The sequence below is a fragment of the Streptomyces sp. NPDC058457 genome (assembly GCF_042720695.1).
In the GTDB taxonomy this organism is placed as follows: domain Bacteria; phylum Actinomycetota; class Actinomycetes; order Streptomycetales; family Streptomycetaceae; genus Streptomyces.
Map to the genome: position 1 here is coordinate 32,528 of NZ_JBHXLU010000061.1, position 20,179 is coordinate 52,706.

18 protein-coding genes are annotated in these 20,179 nt (G+C 71.6%); 7 read left to right on the plus strand and 11 right to left on the minus strand.

Features of this window, described 5'->3' with window-relative positions; genetic code table 11:
- Positions 1–10: 10 nt before the first annotated feature.
- Positions 11–808: a helix-turn-helix domain-containing protein gene (locus ACFWPS_RS36040; protein ID WP_383713176.1), complete on the minus strand. Its 798-nt coding sequence runs from the start codon at positions 806–808 to the stop codon at positions 11–13.
- A 227-nt stretch (positions 809–1,035) separates the two neighbouring features.
- Positions 1,036–1,476, minus strand: coding sequence for an ATP-binding protein (locus tag ACFWPS_RS36045; RefSeq protein ID WP_383713178.1), 441 nt, complete (start codon positions 1,474–1,476; stop codon positions 1,036–1,038).
- A 113-nt stretch (positions 1,477–1,589) separates the two neighbouring features.
- On the opposite strand from ACFWPS_RS36045, the gene ACFWPS_RS36050 reads away from it, so the two are divergent.
- Positions 1,590–2,402, plus strand: a complete 813-nt coding sequence (locus ACFWPS_RS36050) for a helix-turn-helix domain-containing protein (protein WP_383713181.1) — start codon at positions 1,590–1,592, stop codon at positions 2,400–2,402.
- Positions 2,399–2,572, plus strand: coding sequence for a DUF397 domain-containing protein (locus ACFWPS_RS36055; RefSeq protein WP_383713184.1), 174 nt, complete (start codon positions 2,399–2,401; stop codon positions 2,570–2,572). The genes ACFWPS_RS36050 and ACFWPS_RS36055 overlap by 4 nt, the downstream gene beginning before the upstream one ends.
- Here ACFWPS_RS36055 and ACFWPS_RS36060 read toward each other — a convergent pair whose 3' ends face one another.
- Together ACFWPS_RS36060 and ACFWPS_RS36065 are read right to left on the minus strand one after the other, a co-directional pair.
- Positions 2,573–4,951 carry a tetratricopeptide repeat protein gene (locus ACFWPS_RS36060; RefSeq protein WP_383713186.1) on the minus strand — a complete coding sequence of 793 codons (2,379 nt, stop codon included), beginning with the start codon at positions 4,949–4,951 and terminating at the stop codon, positions 2,573–2,575.
- Between the two features lie 64 nt (positions 4,952–5,015).
- The gene (locus ACFWPS_RS36065) at positions 5,016–5,327 is read right to left on the minus strand and encodes an NUDIX hydrolase (RefSeq protein ID WP_383713189.1); all 312 of its coding nucleotides are present in this window, start codon (positions 5,325–5,327) and stop codon (positions 5,016–5,018) included.
- A gap of 106 nt (positions 5,328–5,433) precedes the next feature.
- Here ACFWPS_RS36065 and ACFWPS_RS36070 point away from each other — a divergent pair, with 106 nt between their 5' ends.
- Complete coding sequence (locus ACFWPS_RS36070; RefSeq protein WP_383713192.1) at positions 5,434–7,140, plus strand: ATP-binding cassette domain-containing protein; 1,707 nt, start codon at positions 5,434–5,436, stop codon at positions 7,138–7,140.
- Positions 7,141–7,185: 45 nt separating this feature from the next.
- Here the strand turns inward: ACFWPS_RS36070 and ACFWPS_RS36075 are convergent, their stop codons facing one another.
- The gene (locus ACFWPS_RS36075; RefSeq protein ID WP_383713194.1) at positions 7,186–8,628 is read right to left on the minus strand and encodes an aminotransferase class V-fold PLP-dependent enzyme; all 1,443 of its coding nucleotides are present in this window, start codon (positions 8,626–8,628) and stop codon (positions 7,186–7,188) included.
- 692 nt (positions 8,629–9,320) lie between these two features.
- Between ACFWPS_RS36075 and ACFWPS_RS36080 the strand changes: the two genes are divergently transcribed.
- Positions 9,321–10,499 (plus strand): right-handed parallel beta-helix repeat-containing protein, encoded by a 1,179-nt coding sequence (locus ACFWPS_RS36080; RefSeq protein ID WP_383713197.1) that lies wholly within the window; start codon positions 9,321–9,323, stop codon positions 10,497–10,499.
- A gap of 56 nt (positions 10,500–10,555) precedes the next feature.
- A complete protein-coding gene (locus ACFWPS_RS36085) occupies positions 10,556–11,056 on the plus strand; it encodes a DUF2165 domain-containing protein (RefSeq protein ID WP_383713199.1) in 501 nt (166 codons plus the stop codon).
- A gap of 13 nt (positions 11,057–11,069) precedes the next feature.
- Here ACFWPS_RS36085 and ACFWPS_RS36090 read toward each other — a convergent pair whose 3' ends face one another.
- On the minus strand, positions 11,070–11,666 hold the full coding sequence (locus ACFWPS_RS36090; RefSeq protein ID WP_383713202.1) for an NADPH-dependent FMN reductase: 597 nt from the start codon (positions 11,664–11,666) through the stop codon (positions 11,070–11,072).
- Positions 11,667–11,768: 102 nt separating this feature from the next.
- Between ACFWPS_RS36090 and ACFWPS_RS36095 the strand changes: the two genes are divergently transcribed.
- Positions 11,769–12,599, plus strand: coding sequence for a helix-turn-helix domain-containing protein (locus ACFWPS_RS36095; RefSeq protein WP_383713204.1), 831 nt, complete (start codon positions 11,769–11,771; stop codon positions 12,597–12,599).
- Between the two features lie 3 nt (positions 12,600–12,602).
- Here the strand turns inward: ACFWPS_RS36095 and ACFWPS_RS36100 are convergent, their stop codons facing one another.
- From ACFWPS_RS36100 to ACFWPS_RS36110, 3 genes are all read right to left on the minus strand, one after another.
- Positions 12,603–13,172: a hypothetical protein gene (locus ACFWPS_RS36100; RefSeq protein ID WP_383713207.1), complete on the minus strand. Its 570-nt coding sequence runs from the start codon at positions 13,170–13,172 to the stop codon at positions 12,603–12,605.
- Positions 13,173–13,261: 89 nt separating this feature from the next.
- The gene (locus ACFWPS_RS36105) at positions 13,262–15,850 is read right to left on the minus strand and encodes a bifunctional FO biosynthesis protein CofGH (protein WP_383713209.1); all 2,589 of its coding nucleotides are present in this window, start codon (positions 15,848–15,850) and stop codon (positions 13,262–13,264) included.
- A 245-nt stretch (positions 15,851–16,095) separates the two neighbouring features.
- Positions 16,096–16,941 (minus strand): LLM class F420-dependent oxidoreductase, encoded by an 846-nt coding sequence (locus ACFWPS_RS36110; RefSeq protein ID WP_383713212.1) that lies wholly within the window; start codon positions 16,939–16,941, stop codon positions 16,096–16,098.
- A gap of 154 nt (positions 16,942–17,095) precedes the next feature.
- Here ACFWPS_RS36110 and ACFWPS_RS36115 point away from each other — a divergent pair, with 154 nt between their 5' ends.
- Positions 17,096–18,607: a CehA/McbA family metallohydrolase gene (locus ACFWPS_RS36115; RefSeq protein ID WP_383713215.1), complete on the plus strand. Its 1,512-nt coding sequence runs from the start codon at positions 17,096–17,098 to the stop codon at positions 18,605–18,607.
- Between the two features lie 62 nt (positions 18,608–18,669).
- Here the strand turns inward: ACFWPS_RS36115 and ACFWPS_RS36120 are convergent, their stop codons facing one another.
- A complete protein-coding gene (locus ACFWPS_RS36120) occupies positions 18,670–19,056 on the minus strand; it encodes a hypothetical protein (RefSeq protein ID WP_383713218.1) in 387 nt (128 codons plus the stop codon).
- 266 nt (positions 19,057–19,322) lie between these two features.
- Complete coding sequence (locus tag ACFWPS_RS36125; protein ID WP_383713221.1) at positions 19,323–20,171, minus strand: endonuclease/exonuclease/phosphatase family protein; 849 nt, start codon at positions 20,169–20,171, stop codon at positions 19,323–19,325.
- Positions 20,172–20,179: the final 8 nt, after the last annotated feature.

A 20,179-nucleotide genomic window follows, 5' to 3' on the forward strand; every position in this document is an offset into this window, starting at 1 on the left:
GTATCGCCGGTCAGGCAGCTCTCTCAGACCGCGCCCGGCAGTCGCGGCACCGGCCGGGACGGGCCGACCGGAACGCGCGATCGCAGTCCTCGCAGGTCTGGAGCGGATCCGGGCGGGCCGCCGCGGACGTGTCCCGTGGGGCAGGAGCCGGGAGGTGGGGTGGCAACTGGCTGGCGAGGCGGTGGGCCAGGAAGGCCGCCGGGTACTTGATCGGATCCTGGGGCAGGTCGGTCGTGAGCACGCGTGCGACGGCGGTGGGCGGCACGCCACGTTCCAGCCACTGCGAGACGGCCGGTGCCAGCCGGAGTACGTCCCGCTCGCCGAGAATCAGACGGGAGTCGTACGTGCGAAGCCCGGCGAGCAGGTCGGCGGCCTTGCGGGGAGCCTGCGGTGCTCGCGGCGGGACGGGAGCCTTCGCCTTCGGTTCGGGGGCCCGGGCGGCTTCGACCACCGCACGGCGCGGCCTGTTGTACGCGAACGTCCGGGTCACGACCTGGCCCGACGGCAGACGCTCCTTGGTACGCAGATGGAACCCGTACCTCTCCAGCTCGCGCAGGGCCGAGGCGATCCTGATCTCGCCCTCGGGCAACTGCTCGGCGAGCGACTTGATGCCGACCGGGGTCCCCTCGGGCAGCGACTGGATGTAGCTCCCGATGCCCCTCGCCGTGGAGGACAACTCCGGGTGCTGGAGCAGTTCGTTGCTGATCACGGTGAAGTTGCCTTCGAGGCGTTCCTTCACATGGGTGACGCCGGAGTGGGAATGCCGGGTCTTCGCGGGCGCGGGCGCGCTAGGCTGCTGGGCAGTCATGGGGAAGCTCTTTTCTTCCTTGATGATCAGGCCCTCGCAGTGGGATGGCAGTCCCCGCGAGGGCCGAAGTATGTCTGGACTTGTCGCCGCAGACGCTGCCGCACAACTGCCCCTCCACGCCAGCTGAGTTCGGCATATTCACTCCGGCGGGTGATCGCCGGGGACGGTAGGGGCGGGTTGGGTTCTTTCCCCGGTTCTTTGGTCTTTTGGCGTCGGGAACGACCGGGTCACGGGCCCCCGCGACCCGGTGCCCCCAACTCCGCCCAGACGACCTTGCAGCCGGCCGACGCCTCGTCCGTGCCCCAACGGTCCGCGCATGCCCCCACGATCAGCAGACCGCGCCCCGATTCCGCGTCGGCGGTCACCGGATCGTGGCGGCACGGGACGCGGTCGCCCCGGGCATCGGTCACCTCGATACGGAGAGCTCCGCCCGGGTACAGCCGCAGGCCGAGCCGGAAGTCCCGCCCCGCGACACGTCCGTGCAGCACCGCGTTCGACGCCAGCTCGGCCACCACCTGCGTCGCCGCCTCCGCGAACGGCACACCCCAGTCGTCCAGTTGGCGTTCCGTGAGCAGCCTCGCGAGTCGAGCACCTCTTCGACTGGCGGACAGCCGAACCGTGAAGTGATGCGTCGGGACGGTGACTTGCGGGAGGGATTTCTGGGTCATGTCACCCAGCGTGGCCGCCCCTTCCTACCCTGAACAGCAACGACCCCGGCACAGAGCGTCACTGTCCGGGTGTCGGACGGGGTCGTACGGGTCGTACGCCGGAAGGGGCGGATGTGGAGGACGAGGAGGCCGAGGCCGTGCTCAGGGCGGTCGGGCGGCAGATCAAGGTGTGGCGGGAGGCCGCCGGGCTGCGACAGGGCGAACTCGGCGCCGCCATCGGCTACAGCGAGGAGATGGTGTCGGCCGTGGAGCGGGGGCGGCGGATCCCCAAGCCCGACTTCCTGGAGAAGGCCGATGGGGTGGTCGCGGCGGGCGGGAAGCTCGCGTTCATGAAGGAGGACGTGGAGCGGGCCAGGTATCCGAAGAAGGTTCGGGATCTGGCGAAGCTGGAGGGCGAGGCGGTCGAACTAGGGGCCTACGCGAACCACAACATGCACGGCCTGCTCCAGACACCGGAGTACGCAAGGGCGTTGTTCGCCATGCGGCGGCCCGCGTACCCCGAGGACGAGATCGAGCGCCAGGTCGCCGCACGTGTGGCGCGGCATAGCGTCTTCGAGCGGGTGCCCCTGCCGGAGCTCACCTTCGTCCTGGAAGAGGTGACACTGCGGCGGCCCATCGGCGGCAGAATGGTGCTGCGGCAACAACTCGAACACCTGCTGGAGATCGGACAGTTGAGGCATGTTGCGATCCAGGTGATGCCCACGGACCGTGAGGACCACGCGGGAATGGGCGGCTCGCTCCAGCTGCTGAAACTCCGGGACGGGAAGACACTCGGGCACTCGGAGGCCCAGCTGCACAGTCGCCTGATCAGTGATCCCCGGGAGGTCCAGATCCTGGAGATGCGCTATGGAATGATCCGGGCGCAGGCTCTCACGCCTCGGGAGTCGCTGGCCTTCATCGACAAAGTGCTGGGAGAAAAGGCATGACCGCCCTTGAGTGGTTCAAGAGCAGCTACAGCAGCAACGACGGCCCCGAGTGCGTCGAGGTCGCCATATCCCCCGCCACCACCGTCCACGTCCGCGACTCCAAGGACAAGGACGGCGCGAGGCTCGTCTTCGCGAACGACACGTGGTCGGCGTTCGTCGAAGTGGTCTGATCAAGCCTCCTCCAGAACCCGGGCCCTCATCGCCTGGGCCCACGAGTAGTCGGGAGCCAGTTCGAGGGCTCGGTCGAGGTCGGCCAACGCCTGGTCCGTCCGGCCCAGTTCATGGTGGGCTGCGCCGCGGCCGGCGAGGGCAGAGGGGTAGTCGGGCAGGAGAGCGACGGCCCGGGTGAGTTCGGTGACCGCGTCCTCGTACCGACCCGCGCGCCGGTAGGCATCGCCGCGTTCGGAGGCCAGCCAGGGCGAGTCGGGTGCACGCCGGACCGTCTCGTCCAGGTCGGCGAAGACCTCGTCCCACTCCTCCCTGACGAGGTGCACGCGTGCCCTGCGTGCTCGCGCCCACAGATGGCCCGCGTTGAGCCTCAGCGCGTGGTCGAAGTCGCCGAGCGCGTCGTCGTACTGCTCCAGCGCGTACCGGCACACTCCCCTGGCCGCCAGGGCGTCGGCATCGGACGGGGCCAGGGCGACAGCCCGGTCGAAGTCGGCCAGCGCCTCAGCGATCCGGCCCGCGTGCCGGTAGGCCTCGCCCCGAGCGGAAATGAACAGTGCGGTGTCGGGAGCGAGTTCGTCCGCACGGGTCAGAGCGGCGAGGGCCCCGGTGAAGTCCCCCAACGCCCGGCAGGCGATACCACGGCCGTAGTGGGCCATGGGCCGCTCCGGATCCAGTTCGATCGCCCGGTCGTACTCGGCCAGTGAGTGGCGGAAGTCTCCGGCGTTCCACAGTTCTCGGCCCCGGACGACATGTGCCAGTGCCCGACCGCCACTGTCCAGTTCGGGCCAGGCGAGGAGCAGGTCCATTGCCCCGGCGACCCCGTCGGTGAGTGCCGCGCTCAGCCGACGGCCCCAGTCGCGCACAGTCAGGACATCGACGGCGGCACCCGCTTCCGCCACCGCCGCCGCCCAGCGACGGCCGACCATCTGATCCGCGGCACAGGCCAGCAGGAAGGTGTTCAGTGCCCCGGCGAGCGCCGTCCGCGGCCGGGCGCACAACCGGTGATACGTCTCCTCCAGCAGGAATTCGCGCCACGGCTCATGGTCCCATTCCGCGCCGGGGAGCAGGCCGTTCGCCGCTTCCTCGCGCCAGCCGCCGTAAGCCTCCGCGAGTCTCTCGTGCTCGAGCGTCCAGTCGCGTGGGGAGTGCCGCCGGCGCAGTCGGAGCATCGCGTCACGGACCAGGTCGTGGTAGGTCAGCCGGTCGGGACGCTCGGTCACGAACGGCAGGCCGCGCAGCCAGCCGAAGAGCGCGTCGGCATCCTCGGCCGGGCAGTCCACGGCCGTCCGGAACACGTCCAGGTCGAGGCGCCGGGGCAGCGCGCAGGCGAGTGCCACCGACCGGCGAGCGGGATCGGGCTCCCACTTCAGGAAGCGTTCCACGGCGGTGGCGCTGGGGTCACCCACATCGTCCGGGTCGGTGGGACGCTGTTCGGCCAGAGCGGTGACGAGTACGGGCAGCCCGCCGCTGAGCCGGAGCACCTCGGCGACCACCGGTTCGTCCCGCACCCCCTTGTCCGCGAGCAGGCCGCGGGCCTCCGCCTCCGTGAACGGGCCGAGCGGCAGGTCCGTCCTGAAGTCGGCGAAGCTGCCCCAGCGGGCCGTGTCGAACGGGTGCTGGCCGGAGGTGACCACGACGACGTCGGCGGGGAGGGCGCCATGGCGGTCGGTGGTCATCACGTCGTGCAACCAGGGGTCGAGGAACGGTCCGGTGCGCTCGTAGGTGTCGAGGAGGAGGACGATCCAGGGGACGGCGTCGGCCGCGCCCGCCAGCTCGGTCAGCAGCACGGGGGTGAGTACGCGCTCGGGGGTCAGCACCAGTTGGGCGTCCTCCTGGCTGCGGAAGCGGGCCCGGAGCCGGTCGGCGCCCTGGGCGAGCCGGTCCGTGTCCAGGGCGGCGGCGAAGGCGCCGGCCACCGGGACCATCCCCAGTCCCACCTGGGCCGCCCGCGCCACGGCCAGGCTTCCCGCCGACGGCCCTTCCCGGTCCTCCGGCCCGCCGCCCAGCACCAGCGCGGACTCCGCCTCGTGCCGCCGCTCCCGGTGCGCGGCCAGCAGCCGCTCCAGTTCCCTGAACCGCCGTCCCTGGGCGGCGAACTGACGAGCCATCACCGTCATCGCCTCGGGCACGCCGGCCACGCCCTCGTCGACGTATGCGGTCAGTGCCCCGGCCTCCCGGGCGATCTGCTCCAACTCCCTTACCAGTCGGGTCTTCCCGACGCCCGCGTCACCGTGCACATGGAAGAGGAAGCGGTGCCGCTCGTCCTCGGGCGGCAGCTCCAGGTTCCGCCGGAACGCGGCCCGCTCCTCGACCCGCCCGACGAACCCGGCCCTCCGGCGCCGCCCGATCAGCTCCTGCATCGACGGCCGTGTCGACCCCATCCGTGCCTCCCCCCGCAGTCGGCCCACGCCAAGTCTGGCAGAGAGCACGGCGGGCGGACGGGGATCACGTCGCCGGCTGCCCGCCGTGCCATGCGGACAGAACCCTGGTGATCAGGTCATGGACCATGAACTGCCCCGGCGGGCAGTTCTCCTTGAGCAGGTGGAGGTCGGCGGGGCCGAACCAGTCGTAGGCGGAGTGCTTCGTCCACTCCAGTGCGGGACGGTCGAGATCGCCGTCGACCTCCACCAGGTAGTCGGCCTCGTGGCGCAGCCCGCCGCCGTCGTCGCCGGTCCAGGAGGTGACGCCCAGCAGTCGGCGCACGCGGCGCAGGTGCCAGCCGGTCTCTTCCTCGACCTCGCGGGCGAGAGCCACCATGGCGGCGAACCGGCCGTAGCCGGAGGTGGGGTGAAGTCGGCTCGGAGAGGGAGGAGTTGGGCGGCCCGTTCCCGCCGCGAGCGGACCCGCCTGACATGCTGCTCCCATGACGACACGGCCCCCGCACCCTCGCGCGTCCCTGGAGGCTCCCGGCCCCTCCGTAGACGGCCTGCGCCTGCGGGCGCGTCACGTGAGCCGGGACGTGCGTGGGGGAGGGCGGATACTGAACGGCATATCGATCGACGTCCTCCCGGGGCGGCTCACGGTGATCGCCGGGAGCAGCGGTGCGGGCAAGACCGTGCTGTTGCAGACGCTGGCGGGGCTGAGCGCGCCGACCGAGGGCGAGGTGCTGCACGACGGGGCGCGGCCGGGGCCGCCGGGGCCGGACTTCGGGTTCGTTCCGCAGGAGGACATCATCCACCGCGAACTGCCGCTGCGCCGCACGCTGGTGTACGCGGCGGGGCTGCGGATGGCTCCGGGTACGGCGGCCGGAACCGTACTGGAGACCGTCGACCGGGTGCTGGACACGCTCGGTCTGACGGAGCGGGCGGAGACTCCGGTGCGCGCGCTGAGCGGCGGGGAACGCAAACGGGCCAGTATCGCGGTCGAGTTGCTCACCCGCCCCCGGGTGCTCTTCCTCGACGAGCCGACGTCCGGGCTCGACCCGGTCACCGGCGCGGCCCTGCTGCGCACCCTGCGGACGCTGGCCGAGGACGGCACCACCGTCGTACTGACCACACACGTCCTCGCCGACCTGCTCCGCGCCGACCGGGTCGTGTTCCTCTCCGCCGGTGGCGAGGTCGCGTACGCGGGTGAACCGGCCGCCCTGTTCGAGGCGTTCGGGGTCGGCACCGTGGAGGAGGTGTACGAGGCGGTGGCGGGCGGTGCGCGCGTCGAACGGGCCGTGCCCGAGGACGTGGACTCCCCTGCTGCCGCGTCACCGTCGCCGCGGCCGCCGCGGGTCGGTGCCCTCGGGCAGTGGGCGCTGCTGACCCGGCGCGGTACCGCGCTGCTGCTGCACAACCGGCTCTCGGTGGCTGTCCTGGCGGGCTCGCCGGTGATGATCGTGGCGATGTTCGCGGTTCTGTTCCGGGCCGGTGCGTTCGATCCGGCGGCACCGGATCCGGGCTCCTCGGCGATGATCATGTTCTGGATCGCGTTCGGCGCGTTCTTCTTCGGGCTGACCTACGGCCTGCTCCAGATCTGCACCGAGCTGCCGGTGCTGCGCCGGGAGTGGCTCGCGGGGCTGCGGATCGGCCCGTACGTCGCCTCGAAGCTGACGACCATGCTGCCGGTGCTCGCGGTCGCGGACGCGCTGTTGCTGGTCGTGCTGCGTGCTCTGGACCGGCTGCCCGCGGCGGGCTGGGACACGTACGGGTCGCTGTTCGTGTCGAGTGTGCTGGCTTCGGCCGCCGCTCTCGCGCTGGGGCTGCTCGCGTCGGCGGCGGTGTCGGAGCCGGGGCAGGCGACGCTGATGCTGCCCTTGCTCTGCTTCCCCCAGGTGCTGTTCTCGGGCGCCTTCGTGCCGGTGCCCCGGATGACGGTGGCCGGGAAGGCGATCAGCTGGGCGATGACCAACCGCTGGGCGTTCGAGGCGCTGGGCAGCGGGGTGGGTCTTGAGTCGCTGTGGCGGGCGGGCCGCTCGCCGCTCGGTCCGCCGCTGCTGGCGTCGTACGGGGATTCGTTCGGGCATCCGGCGAGCCGCGGGTGGCTGGTCCTGGCGGGTTTCGCGCTGGTGTTCCTGGCCTGGACGTGGGTGATCCTGGTGCGCAAGTGCCGGGACGGGGTGGCGAGGAGCCGGGCGGGCCGGTGATCCCCGGCGGGCCCGGCCTCCGCGTGACGGAGCGGTGGCGCGGGCTCAGCAACTCTCCCGTGCGGCCAGCCCGGTCACCGTCGGCACCCGGTCCCGGTAGGTCTCCGTCACGAACGTCAGGAACGTCTCGATGTCCCTGGGCTGGGACGACACGCCCAGGGAGACCCGGACGGCGCCCGCCGACGGCAGCTGCAGCAGCTCCAGGTACTCGTCCAGTGAGGCCACTTGCGTGTCGGCCGCCGAGCGCAGCCGGGTCAGTGGCAGGTCGAACGCCTCTTCTCCGGCACCCGGGTTGCAGAAGCAGCCCGTGCGCAGGGATATGCCGTGGGCGGCGCTGTCGCGCGTGACGACGCGTTCGTCGACGATCCGGCCGTCCGCCCCGAGCACGTTCAGCGCGACCGTGCCGCCGCGGTCCCCGTCGGTACGGTCCGCGTCGGCGCGCTCGGTGCCGTACACCCGGACCAGTGGGGAGCCGTCGCTGTGCCGCAATGTCCTCAACCCGCCGAGCAGTCGGGCGGTGAGGGCGGTGACGTGGGCATGTATGCGGTGCATGCCGACGCCGTCGATCCAGGCGAGTCCGGCGGTCACGTCCGGCAGGGACAGGAAGTTGACCGTGCCGTCCTCGAAGGCGGCCTCGTCGGCGGCGAGGACGTGCCACTGGGCCTGGGCGCTGACGGCGTAGATGGTGCCGCCCGAGAACCAGGGGCGGCGCAGCTTGGCGAGGGCCTCGCGGCGGGCGATCAGACTGCCGATGCCGGTGGGGTGCCCGAAGACCTTGTACCAGCTGACGGCGGTGAAGTCCGGCCGGTGGCGGCTCAGGTCCAGGACGTTGGTCGGCGCGAAGGCCGCCGCGTCGAGCAGGACGTCGTAGCCGTGCTCCCGGGCGGCGGCGATCCAGTCCAGTGAGTGCTGGACGCCGGTGAAGTTGCTCTGCGCCGGGTAGGCGAGCAGGCCGCCGGCGCCCCGGCGCGGGCCGGGCGGTGACAGGGCGGCGAGCAGGCGCCGCTCGTCGATGTGCAGGCCCGGTACGTACACGGTCGCGGCTCCCCGCGCCCGCGCGTACTCCCGCAGGCCGTTGACCGAGTTGTGGTTGTCGAGCGACATGACGAGCCTGCTGTCGCGGGTGAAGGGGTACGCCTCACCGACCAGGCGCAGGGCGCCGGTCGCGTTGGGGGTGAAGATCACGGCGTACTCGTCGGGGTCCGCGTTGAAGTGGCGGAGCACCGCCTGCCGGGCCTCGGCCAGCAGGAGTCCGGAGGCGCGGGAGGCCGGGCTCTCGGAGTGCGGGTTGCCGAACAGCCCGCCGGTGATCCGCCGGGCGCTGCCCATGACGAGGGAGCGCGGGGGAAGTCCGGCGCCGGTGTGGTCGAGGTAGGTGTGTCCGCCCTCGTCGAGGTAGCCGAACTCGCGCGTCCGCAACTCCGCGAAGCCGTCGGGACCTTCCGCTCCCCCGGCGCTCATACATCGGGCGGCGTCTGCCGTGTCCATGAGAACTCCTTCGCATGAAACTTCGACAAAGGTAACCGCGTGCGAGCGGTTCACCGCCGCGCCACGACGTCGGGCCGCCCGGCAACTGCCGAACAGAGCAGTGCAGTTGGCCGGGGCGGGAAAGGACGGTGGCCTGTCCACCTCCCACGCGCCTCGTGCTCTTTCGCTCGCCGCCGCCGTGCTCACCGGTCTCGCCCTGAGCGTCGTCCAGCTGAGCCCCTCGGATCAGGAGGGCCGATCAGGAGCGACAGGGAGCCACCTCGCGGCCCGCACCGAGGGTGGCCGTCCGGGACGGTAACCGCGTGCGGCTGCGTGAGCACGTTCCCCGGATGGAGCACGGCATGACGGCCGCCTGCAAGCAACGGCACCGGCGGCCGATCCGCCGATGTCCGTTCCCGCGCCCAGCGGGGCCCTCACGCGTTCCCTCACCCGGTTGGCCACTCAATGTGCACGGCACATTACGCAGAGCCATTCTTGTTGAGGGCTTGCTGCCGTCCCTGGCAGCACCCCTCCCCCGGGGCGGCACAAGCCGTCCTTCACGCTCACGACGCGAGCGCCTTCACCAGCTGCCGCGCGAGCTGTTCATACCTCGCGCGCATCTGTGACCGCTGACCGCTCAAAGGCGCTCGAACCCGGCCTGGTGCACGCACCGGGCCAGTCCATTCCACTCGCGACCCCGAAGGGACATCCCCATGCGCTCCCGCATCCTCGGAATAGCAGGCACAGCGACTCTTGCTGCCGGCCTGGTGGCCCTGGCCGGACCTCAGGCCGACGCCCAGCCCGCCCCCACCCCCTCAGTGCCACGGCTGGCCGACACCCGCACACCCTCGCTGCCGCTGCACCGTGCCGCCCGTCCCGACGTACCGTCCACCGCCACGAAACGGGTGACGGTCAACGTTCCGAACTGCTCTACGAGTGCGCTGATCGCGGCGATCAACACAGTCAACGCAACCGGCGGTACGGTCAACCTCTTTCCTGGCTGCACCTACACCCTCACCGGCGCGGACAACGACAGTAACGGACTACCGGTCATCACCAGCACGGTGACGGTCACCGGCTTCAACGACACCATCACCCGGTCGTCGATGGCGCTCTTCCGTATCTTCGAGGTCGACGCCCCGGGGAATCTCACCCTCAACTCCCTCACCCTGAGCAACGGCCATGCACCCAATGCCGGTGCCGGTGTCGGTGGCGCCGTCCTGGTCAACAGTGCCGCACTCACACTCAACGCCGCGAGGGTCACCAACAACACCGCCGACTTCCAGGGCGGCGGCATCTTCTCCACCAACGGCACCGTCAAGGTCAACAACAGCACCCTCAGCAGCAACACGGCGCCGCAGGGCGGCGGCCTGGAGGCCAACGGCGGCAGCTTCGTGTTCAACGGCGGGACGATCACCGGCAACACCTCGAACAGCTACGGCGGCGGCGTCGCCTCCCTCTTCACTACGGCGGCCTTCAACGCCACGCGCATCACGAACAACACCGCCGTCATCGGCGGTGGTATTGCCGTTCACGCGAACACGACCCTCAACAGCAGCCAGGTCACCGGCAACACCGCCACCGGCTCCGGCGTCCTCGGCGGCGGCGGCATCTACAACGAAGGCTCGCCTCTGGCCCTGAACCTCAGTCCGGTCAGCAACAACCACGCGACCGGAGCGGGCAGTCGTGGCGGCGGCATCTTCAACACGTTCCCGGGCGCGGTGGCGACGCTGCTGAACACCCGCGTGAGCTCCAACTCCGCAGCCGACAACGCCGGCGGCATCTACAACACCGGCGGGACGGTGAACCTCGTCACGTTGAGCCAGGTCGTCAGCAACACTCCCAACAACTGCGTGACCAGCTCGCCGGCGATTCCCGGCTGCCCCAACTGACCGCCGACGAGTTGAACAGAAGGGTGTGAACGGCGGGGAGCGGGAAGGACGGTGGCATGTCCACCTCCCACGGGCCCCGTGCCCTCTCACTCGCCGCTGCCGTTCTCACCGGCAGTGTCGCCCTCTACATCGCCCTCGTCGCCTTCGGGAACATCACCGACTTCGGCACCAACCAGGCCTTCGTCCAGCATGTTCTGGCCATGGACACGACGTTCAAGGACGACGACCTGATGTGGCGGGCCATAACGAACAAGGGTCTTGAGAACGCCGCCTACGTCGCCATCATCGTGTGGGAGACGGTGGCCGCGCTCGTGCTGATCGCCGGGACCTGGCTCTGGGCGCGCCGTGACAACGTTCGCGCGCGGCGCGTCTCCACCTACGGTCTGCTGATGCTCGTGCTGCTCTTCGGCGCCGGGTTCATCGGGATCGGCGGTGAGTGGTTCTCCATGTGGCAGTCCAAGACCTGGAACGGGCTGGACGCCGCGACCCGGGTGCTGGTCCTCACCGGCCTCGCCCTGATCGTCGTCCAGTTGAGCCCGGCGGACCAGGAAGTCTGAGCAGCAAGTCTGATCAGGCGGGATAGGGAGCCGCCTCGCGGCCCGCGCGGAGGACGGTCGTCCACCAGGCCAGCTGGTCGAGGAGGGCCTTGGCGTAACCGGCGACCTGGGGGCCAAGGGGGCGGCCGTCCTGCCACGCGGTGAAGTAGTTCGGGAAGGCCAGGCCGTCCCGGAGGGTCACCGCGTGCAACTCCGTGAGCACGTTCTCCAGATGGAGCACCGCATGGCGGCCGCCGGCCGCGCCGCCGTAGCTGACGAACGCCACCGGCTTCGCCGCCCACTGGGTGAAGTGCCAGTCGATGGCCGCCTTCAGCGATGCCGGGTAGCTGTGGTTGTACTCGGGGGTGACGATGACGAACGCGTCCGCCGCCGCCAGGGCCGCCGTCAGCCCACTCATCCCGGCCGGGCGCGGATAGGCGTCGCCCGCGTGCTTCGGTGACTCCGCCGGCAACGTCAACGGGATGTCGTACGCCGCCAGATCCACGACCTCCACCTCGAAGCCGCCGTACCCGTCCGCCTGTTCGGCCACCCATCGCGCCACCACCGGGCCGAAACGGCCCTCCCGGACGCTTCCCACCAGGATCACCAGCTTGTGCGTGTCGTTGTTCATGGTCATCACCCTGCGACCGCGCCGGCGGCCCGGCCAGACCGTGCGCAGGCTGGCCCCCGCAAGGCCACGCTGCGGAACCCCGGTCCGCCTATCCTCGACCGTATGGGGACACCGCTGGGGGACTTCGTCCGGGCGAAGCGCGACAGCATCGAGCCGACCGCGCTCGGGCTGCCCGAGCGCCGCCGCCGGCGTTCGCCGGGACTGCGGCGGCTCGACCTCGCCGACCGGGCCGGTATCAGCGTCGAGTACCTGACGCGCATCGAGCAGGGCCGGGACCGCAATCCGTCGGTGGCCGTCGTCAACGCCCTCGCCGACGCCCTCAGCCTCGGGCCGGCCGAACGCGCCCACCTCCGCTACCTCTCGAAGATCACCGGCGGTGAGTGCGTCGCGCACCCGCGGCCGGCGCCGCCGCGGCGCGAGGTGCGGCCGTCCGTCCTGCAGACCCTCCGCCTGCTCGAACCGGGCCTGGCCCTCGTCACCAACCGGCTCGGCGACATCCTCGCCCGTACGCGGTCGTACGAGGCGGTGATGGGCGGGACCGGGCTCCTGGACGCCGAGATCCCCAATCTCACCCGGTACGTGTTCACCGATCCGCGCGCCCGGGACCTCTTCGCCGACTGGGACACCGTCGCCGACGAGCAGGCCTTCGACCTCTGGCTCGGGCCCTCCGTGGAGAACAGCGAGTGGTTCACGGCGGAGCTGGCGCCCGTCGCCGGGGCCGACTTCACCCGCCGGATGAACCGGCACGTGGTCCCGGCCCGCGGCGTCCTGCGGCTGCGGCACCCTTCGGGCACCGGACTGCGCCTGCGGCGCGAGACGCTCGACATCACCGAGGACGCCCAGCAGCTGGTCGTCCTGCTGCCCGCCGACGAGGAGACGGCCGGGGCCGTCGAGCGGCTCCGCAGGCCACCGAGGCTCCGCGCCATCTCCTGACGGCTACTTGACCACCGTCACCTTGGTGTCCGGCTCCGTGCCGAACGTCCACAGGGCCGTGCCGTCCGCCTTGGGCATCCGGATGCCGCTGGTCTGCTTGCCGGCGGCGGGCGCCGGGGAGGAGCCGTCGACGGCGTTGGAGAAGGCGATCGACAGTCCCGACTTCGCGGCGAAGTAGAGGATGTGCTCGATCTGGACGCCGTCCGAGCCGGTCGTGGACGCCAGGGTCTTGGAGATCGTGTAGCTGCCGGGGTCCGGGCTGACCGTCCCCGGCCACACCGTGAACGTGCGGGTCGCCTTGCCGCTCGCGTCGACCGTCCACACCCGCTTGGCGCCGAGCGAGTAGACGATCCGGCGGCCGGTGCCGGAGGCCGCCGGTACGGCGGGGTCCTTCGCCGGGGCCGGTGACGCGGAGGCGTGGGCGCTCGCCGACGCGCTCGCCGACGGACGGACCGCCGCGGCCGTGGGGTGCGGCCCCTTGTCGGCCTGGAGGGCGAGGAGGACGACGGCGACCGTCGCCCCGGCCGTCAGGCCGGAGACCCAGACCCAGGAGGGCAGCAGTCGGGCAGCCACGGGTACGCATCTCCTCCGTTATGAGGCCCCCCGACTGTTCGCACAGGGGTCGGATCATCGTACTGTGCGCCGCCCGCCCGCCCGACGGCTCAGTCCAGCACCGGCAGCAACTCCGGGAGGTGCCCGTCGGAGGCCTCGGCCGCCCGCTGCCGTTCCTCGGGGACCGGCCCGTACAGCGTCGTACGGGGCTTCGCCGGACGCCCGGCGGCTTCGGCCACGGCGACGAGGTCGCGGACCGACTTGTACGAGCCGTACGACGACCCCGCCATCCGCGAGATCGTCTCCTCCATCAGGGTGCCGCCCAGGTCGTTGGCGCCCGAGCGGAGCATCTCCGCCGCACCCTCCGCGCCCAGTTTCACCCAGCTTGTCTGGATGTTCGGGATGTAGGGGTGCAGGAGGAGACGGGCCATCGCCGTCACCGCCCGGTTGTCGCGCATCGTCGGGCCCGGACGGGAGATCCCCGCCAGGTAGACGGGCGCGTTGGTGTGGATGAAGGGCAGCGTCACGAACTCCGTGAAGCCGCCCGTCCGCTGCTGGATGCCGGCCAGCGTGCGCAGGTGGCCCAGCCAGTGGCGGGGCTGGTCGACATGGCCGTACATCATGGTGGAGGAGGAGCGGATGCCGACCTCGTGGGCCGTGGTGATCACCTCGATCCAGGTGGCGGCAGGCAGCTTGCCCTTCGTCAGCACCCACCGCACCTCGTCGTCCAGGATCTCCGCCGCCGTGCCGGGGACGGTGTCAAGACCCGCCTCCTTCGCCGCCGTGAGCCACTCCCGGATCGACATGCCGGTGCGGGTCGCGCCGTTCACCACCTCCATCGGGGAGAAGGCGTGCACGTGCATGCCGGGAACGCGTTCCTTCACCGCCTTCGCGATGTCGAAGTACGCGGTGCCGGGCAGGTCGGGGTGGATGCCGCCCTGCATGCAGACCTCGACCGCGCCGACGTCCCAGGCCTGCTGGGCCCGGTCGGCGACCTGGTCCAGGGAGAGGGTGTAGGCGTCCGCGTCCGTGCGTCGCTGCGCGAAGGCGCAGAAGCGGCAGCCGGTGTAGCAGACGTTGGTGAAGTTGATGTTGCGGGTGACGATGTAGGTGACGTCGTCGCCGACCGCGGACTTCCGTACGTCGTCGGCGATCCCCGTCAGCGCGTCAAGGGCCGGGCCGTCGGCGTGGAACAGCGCGAGGGCCTCGGCGTCCGTCAGCTTCGTCGGATCGTCGGCCGCGGTCGCCAGGGCCGCGCGCACGTCCGTGTCGATGCGCTCCGGCGCCATCCCGGGGGCGGCCGCCTCCCGCAGCGCGCCCCAGTCGCCGTACACCTCGTCGAAGTCGTCACGCCGGTCGCTCGTACGGCCCTCGGTGTCGATGGAGGCATGCAGATCCGTGCGACCGGTCGCGACGAAGACCTCCTCCGGCTCCTGCCAGGGATGCCCCTCGACCACCGCGTCCGGCACCGCGAGGCCCGTCTCCGGATCCGCCAGCGCGGCCACGTGCGGGCGCAGCCGCGGGTCCAGCCAGGGTTCGCCGCGACGGACGAACTCCGGGTACACGCAGAGACGTTCCCGCAGTTCGAAACCGGCGGCTGCCGACTTCTCCGCCAGCTCCTCGATCTGCGGCCAGGGCCGCTCGGGGTTGACATGGTCGATGGTGAGCGGCGACACCCCGCCCCAGTCGTCGATACCGGCGGCGATCAGCCGCTCGTACTCGCCGGCGACCAGGTTGGGCGGCGCCTGGATGTTGCCGGCCGGCCCCATCACCAGCCGCGCCACCGCGACGGCCGCCACCAGCTCGTCCAGCTCGGCGTCCGGCATGCCGCGCATCGCCGTGTCCGGCTTGGCGCGGAAGTTCTGGATGATCAGTTCCTGGACGGCGTGGTACGACCGGGCCACGCGCCGGAGCGCGAAGAGGGACTCGGCACGCTCCTCGTACGTCTCGCCGATGCCGATCAGGATCCCGGAGGTGAACGGGACGGAGGAGCGCCCGGCGTCCTCAAGCACCCGCAGCCGTACGGCAGGCTCCTTGTCGGGGGACCCGTGGTGGGGGCCGCCGGGCTCGGACCACAGCCGGGTGGCGGTCGTCTCCAGCATCATGCCCATCGACGGGGCGACCGGCTTGAGCCGCTGGAAGTCGGTCCAGGACATCACACCGGGGTTGAGGTGCGGCAGCAGACCGGTCTCCTCCAGGATGCGGATGGAGATGGCCCGGACATAGGCGATCGTGTCGTCGTAACCGTGCGCGTCGAGCCACTCGCGCGCCTCGGGCCAGCGGTCCTCGGGCTTGTCGCCGAGGGTGATCAGGGCTTCCTTGCAGCCGAGGGCCGCGCCCTTGCGGGCGACGTCGAGGACCTCGTCCGGGGACATGAACATCCCGTGCCCGGCCCGGCGGAGCTTTCCGGGGACGGTGACGAACGTGCAGTAGTGGCACTTGTCGCGGCACAGGCGGGTGAGGGGGATGAAGACGCTCTTCGAGTACGTGATGACACCGGGCCGGCCGGCCTCTTCCAGACCGGCGTCACGGACCCGGGCGGCGGACGCGGCGAGGTCGTCCAGGGCCGCGCCGCGCGCCTGGAGCAGAACGGCGGCCTCGGAGACGTCGAGGGCGACGCCGTCCCGGGCGCGTTTGAGGGCGCGACGCATGGAGTTCTCGGTGGGGCCGCCGGTTCCGGGAGTCGCGGAAGTCGTCATTCTTTGAGCATACGGAGGGGCTCCGCCGGTTCGGCCGGGGCGGGGGTGGCCTTGGGGGCTACTGGCGCGTTGCCGAGTGCGGGCGCGTGGGGGTTGCTCGCGCAGTTCCCCGCGCCCCTGAAGGGGCGCGCTGCAGTACCCCTTCTTTTGCTTTCAGGGGCGCGGGGCCGTATCGATTTACGGCTCCGCCGTGGGGCGCGACCAGCCACGACGCGCCCGCACCCGGCAACGCGGCGCAACCGCCCTCACAGGTACTCCCCGTACGCGTCGAGCATCCCCAGCACCTCCGCCTCCCCCGCCGGAGGCAACTGCACCACGACCTCCTCGATGCCCAGCTCGGCATAGTGCGCGAGCTTCCCGGCGCTCGGGAAGACGGCGTACGGCACCACCTGGAGCGCCGCCGGGTCGCGCCCAGCGTCCGCCCACACGCCCCGCAGCACCGGCAGCGACTCGGTCAGCCCGCGTCCCCCGATCGGCAGCCACCCGTCGGCATACTCCGCGATGTGCGCGAACAGCTTCGGCCCGGCGGCCCCGCCGACCAGCGTGCGCGGCCCGGCGACCGGCCCGCGCGGCTTCTGGACGGGCTTGGGATACGCGGACGACGCCCGTACGCTCCCGAACTCCCCCTCGTAAGCGGTCGGTTCCTCCGCCCACAGCGCCCGCATCAGGGCCATCCGGTCCCGGCCGAGCTCCCGCCGGTCGCGCCAGCGCACCCCGTGGTCCGCGGCCTCCTCGACGTTCCAGCCGAAGCCGACGCCGAGGGTGAAGCGGCCGCCGGACAGGTGGTCGAGGGTGGCGATCTGCTTGGCCAGGTCGATCGGGTCGTGCTGGGCGACCAGGGTGATGCCGGTGCCGAGGCCGAGGCCCTCGGTGACGGCGGCGGCCTGGCCGAGGGCGACGAAGGGGTCGAGGGTACGGCCGTACTCGCGGGGCAGGTCGCCGCCCGCCGGGTACGGGGTGGTCCGCTCGACCGGGATGTGCGTGTGCTCGGGCAGGTACAGCCCGGCGAACCCGCGTGCCTCCAGCTCACGGGCGAGCCGGACGGGGGCGATGGTCTCGTCGGTGAGGAAGATCGTGACGGCTATGCGCATGCCCCATCTGTACCGGGGGTGGCTCGATCTGTCCATACCGACTGGTCGGCATCACACGTTCCGTCTTTCACGCGGCTATGCACATGACATACGGACGCCTGTGGATTCCCTGTCCTTCCGGGGGAGTTCACGTCGGAAGGGGAGAGTGAGCGGCATGTGTGAGGACACGCACGGCATCGGCAGACGCGCGCTGTTCGTGACGGGCGCCGCGGCAGCCCTTACGTTGGGCCCCGTGAGCTTCGCAGCGGCGGACGGTCAGGACCAGGGGACTCAGAAGACGGCGACAGTGCGCGGCACGCTGCCGCCCGGCTCCCCGGACTTCGTGTACGTACCGGTCGAAGTACCCGCCGGCGTACGGGAGATCAAGGTCTCCTACACCTACGACAGACCGAGCGTCCCGGCCGGCACCACGGGCAACGCGCTCGACATCGGCATCTTCGACCAGCACGGCACCGAGCTCGGCGGCAGGGGTTTCCGGGGCTGGTCCGGCGGCGCCCGCACGGAGTTCTTCGTCCGCGCCGACGACGCGACCCCCGGCTACATCCCCGGCCCGGTCGGCGCGGGCACCTGGTACATCGCCCTCGGCCCGTACACGGTGGCCCCGCAAGGGCTGTCGTACGAGCTCACGATCACCCTCACGTACGGCGAACCCGGCACCCCCGTCCGCCCGGTGTACCCACCGCAGCGCGCCAAGGGCCGCGGCCGGGACTGGTACCGGGGCGACTGCCATCTGCACTCCTGGTACTCCGACGGCCGCCGCACCCCCGCCGAGATCGCGGCCCTCGCCCGCGCCGCCGGACTGGACTTCATCAACTCCTCGGACCACAACACGCACTCCTCGCACCCGCACTGGGCGGACCAGGCCGGCGACGACCTGCTGATCATGCTCGGCGAGGAGGTCACCACCCGGAACGGTCATGTCGTCGCCCTCGGCACGGAGCCCGGGACCTTCGTCGACTGGCGCTACCGGGCCCGCGACAACCGCTTCGGCCACTTCGCCCACCAGATCCACAAGGCCGGCGGTCTGGTCGTACCGGCGCACCCGCACGCCACGTGCGTGGGCTGCGCCTGGAAGTTCGGCTTCGGGGAGGCGGACGCGGTCGAGGTGTGGAACGGCCCCTACACCCCCGACGACGAGGTGGCCCTCTCCGCGTGGGACGCCACGCTGGTCGCCTCGGTGCGCGACAACCGGCAGTGGCTCCCGGGCATGGGCAACAGCGACGCGCACCGCGACCCGGACGCCGTCGGATCGCCCCAGACGGTCGTCCTCGCCGACGACCTGTCCCGCGAGGCCGTCCAGGAGGGCCTGCGCGCGGGCCGTTCCTACATCGCGGAGTCGAAGAACGTGACGCTGGGCTTCACGGCGACGGGCGGCCGCGGCGAACAGGCGGGCATCGGCGAACGCCTCGCCGTCGCCCCCGACACCCCGGTGACCGTCCGCCTGGAGGCCTCCGGCGTCCCCCGCTGCACGGTCCGCTTCGTCACCGACCAGGGCGTCCTCCTCACCAGCGACCCACTGCCGGTGGCCGGCTCGGGCGTGGTGGAGTGGCGGACGACCCCGTCGTACGCGGCGTACGTACGCGCGGAGGTCCGCCACGAGACAGCGGCCGGCCCCGTCCCCGGCGCCCTGGCGGCACTGACGAACCCGATCTTCCTGGGGCGGTGAGGCGGCACGCCGGTTCCGAAGGGTGGATTCCGGCGGCGGTGCCCCGTTGCCAGGCCCCGCGGTTATCGGCGGCCGTCTCGTCCGCGCTCGCTGCGCCGCAGCGCGCGACGCTCCTTTCCCGGCAGGGTGGCGGCCAACTCGCCCACCAGGGCGACGTCGTGGCTGTTGCCCTCCCGGCCGCCCCGGCACCACCACACCGGTGGGCCGGCCGCGTCCGTCGCATCCGGGTACCAGTCGTCGACGGTTCCCGGGGGACGAGGGTGCATTCCTGTCCTGTGTTCCCGGCAGACCGGCCAGACCTGCCAGAGCAACTCCATGACGGTCGACTGCGCCGCGTCCGCGACCACTTCCAGGACCGTCGCCGCGTCGTCGGGCTCCAGCGGGTCGCCGTCCTCCGGGTCGTACGCGTTCACCTGGTTGCCGTGCCAACGGCCGTCGGGCATCGCCACGTAGACCTGTCCCCTGTCGACTCCGCTCGGGGACGGAGACCGCTGAGGCGGCACGGCCATCAGTATCAGCGCGTCCTGCCCCGGCAAGGTCGCCGTCAGGTCGCGATTGACCACAGCGAGCGCCTCGCCCGGCACCGGATCCTGGTGCGGCCAGGGCTGCCATGGGGGAACTGGCGGAGCTTGCGGAATGGGTCGCACTGATCGACGCGTGCGTCGAGCCCATCGCCAGGAGGCCGGTGGATCTCACCGACCCCGACTGGGTGAAGTCACCCGCCGGACGGTGAGCCCGCGGATCCGCCGTCCGCCAGGTCCGCGACGACCGCCGCGTGGTCCGACGGCCACACACCGTCGACCGGCCCGGCCCCGGCCCGCCGTACGGCAAGCACCGTGCCGATGCCGTCGGGGCCGGCCGGTGCGCCGACGTGGACGTAGTCGACGCGGACGCTGGGGCCGAGGCCCGGGTGGACGTACGGGTTGGCGTTGTCCCAGGTGGCGGAGGGGGCGGCCGGGTCGGCGTACTCCCAGGCGTCGAAGAAGACCTGGCCGGGTACGACGGGTGCGGTGCGGGTCCCGCAGAACCGGCGGATCTCGTCGGAGTCCGGCCAGGCGTTGAAGTCACCGGTGACGACGGGCGGGAAGCCGGTGCCCGCGCGGTGGGCGGCGACGAACTCGGCCAGCGCGGTGACCTGTTGGCCGCGTACGGCCGACAGGTGAAGTCGGGAGGTCAGGTGGACGGTGAAGAAGGGCACGTGGTGGGTGGGGGCGGCGAGACGGGCGTAGAGCGCGAGGCGGCCGTCGTCGAGTTCCTCCGGCGTCGGCAGGCGCAGCACCTCGCTCTCCACCACCGGCCAGCGGCTGAGCACCGCGTTGCCGATCTCGGTGCCCGGCTCCCCGATCCGCCGCTGCCAGCGCTCGGAGGCCGGGGAGGCGGCCCAGACCCAGTGCAGACCGAGTTCACCGGCGAGCCACTCGGCGAGGTTCTCGCCGTCCGTGGCCCACACCTCCTGGAGGCCGACCACGTCCGGCCGCAGCTCACGCAGCACCGCGAGGATCGCCTTCTGCCGCTCGGCCCACGGCCCGAAGCGCCACCACAGGTTCCAGGTCACGACCCGCATGGGCCCAC

What these genes read in the sequence shown, in the direction of transcription:
- ACFWPS_RS36040 (WP_383713176.1), bottom strand. Translation starts at nt 808, where the DNA reads ATGACTGCCCAGCAGCCTAGCGCGCCCGCGCCCGCGAAGACCCGGCAT.
- ACFWPS_RS36045 (WP_383713178.1), bottom strand. Translation starts at nt 1,476, where the DNA reads ATGACCCAGAAATCCCTCCCGCAAGTCACCGTCCCGACGCATCACTTC.
- ACFWPS_RS36055 (WP_383713184.1), top strand. Translation starts at nt 2,399, where the DNA reads ATGACCGCCCTTGAGTGGTTCAAGAGCAGCTACAGCAGCAACGACGGC.
- ACFWPS_RS36060 (WP_383713186.1), bottom strand. Translation starts at nt 4,951, where the DNA reads ATGGGGTCGACACGGCCGTCGATGCAGGAGCTGATCGGGCGGCGCCGG.
- ACFWPS_RS36065 (WP_383713189.1), bottom strand. Translation starts at nt 5,327, where the DNA reads ATGGTGGCTCTCGCCCGCGAGGTCGAGGAAGAGACCGGCTGGCACCTG.
- ACFWPS_RS36070 (WP_383713192.1), top strand. Translation starts at nt 5,434, where the DNA reads ATGACGACACGGCCCCCGCACCCTCGCGCGTCCCTGGAGGCTCCCGGC.
- ACFWPS_RS36075 (WP_383713194.1), bottom strand. Translation starts at nt 8,628, where the DNA reads ATGGACACGGCAGACGCCGCCCGATGTATGAGCGCCGGGGGAGCGGAA.
- ACFWPS_RS36080 (WP_383713197.1), top strand. Translation starts at nt 9,321, where the DNA reads ATGCGCTCCCGCATCCTCGGAATAGCAGGCACAGCGACTCTTGCTGCC.
- ACFWPS_RS36085 (WP_383713199.1), top strand. Translation starts at nt 10,556, where the DNA reads ATGTCCACCTCCCACGGGCCCCGTGCCCTCTCACTCGCCGCTGCCGTT.
- ACFWPS_RS36090 (WP_383713202.1), bottom strand. Translation starts at nt 11,666, where the DNA reads ATGAACAACGACACGCACAAGCTGGTGATCCTGGTGGGAAGCGTCCGG.
- ACFWPS_RS36095 (WP_383713204.1), top strand. Translation starts at nt 11,769, where the DNA reads ATGGGGACACCGCTGGGGGACTTCGTCCGGGCGAAGCGCGACAGCATC.
- ACFWPS_RS36105 (WP_383713209.1), bottom strand. Translation starts at nt 15,850, where the DNA reads ATGACGACTTCCGCGACTCCCGGAACCGGCGGCCCCACCGAGAACTCC.
- ACFWPS_RS36110 (WP_383713212.1), bottom strand. Translation starts at nt 16,941, where the DNA reads ATGCGCATAGCCGTCACGATCTTCCTCACCGACGAGACCATCGCCCCC.
- ACFWPS_RS36115 (WP_383713215.1), top strand. Translation starts at nt 17,096, where the DNA reads ATGTGTGAGGACACGCACGGCATCGGCAGACGCGCGCTGTTCGTGACG.
- ACFWPS_RS36125 (WP_383713221.1), bottom strand. Translation starts at nt 20,171, where the DNA reads ATGCGGGTCGTGACCTGGAACCTGTGGTGGCGCTTCGGGCCGTGGGCC.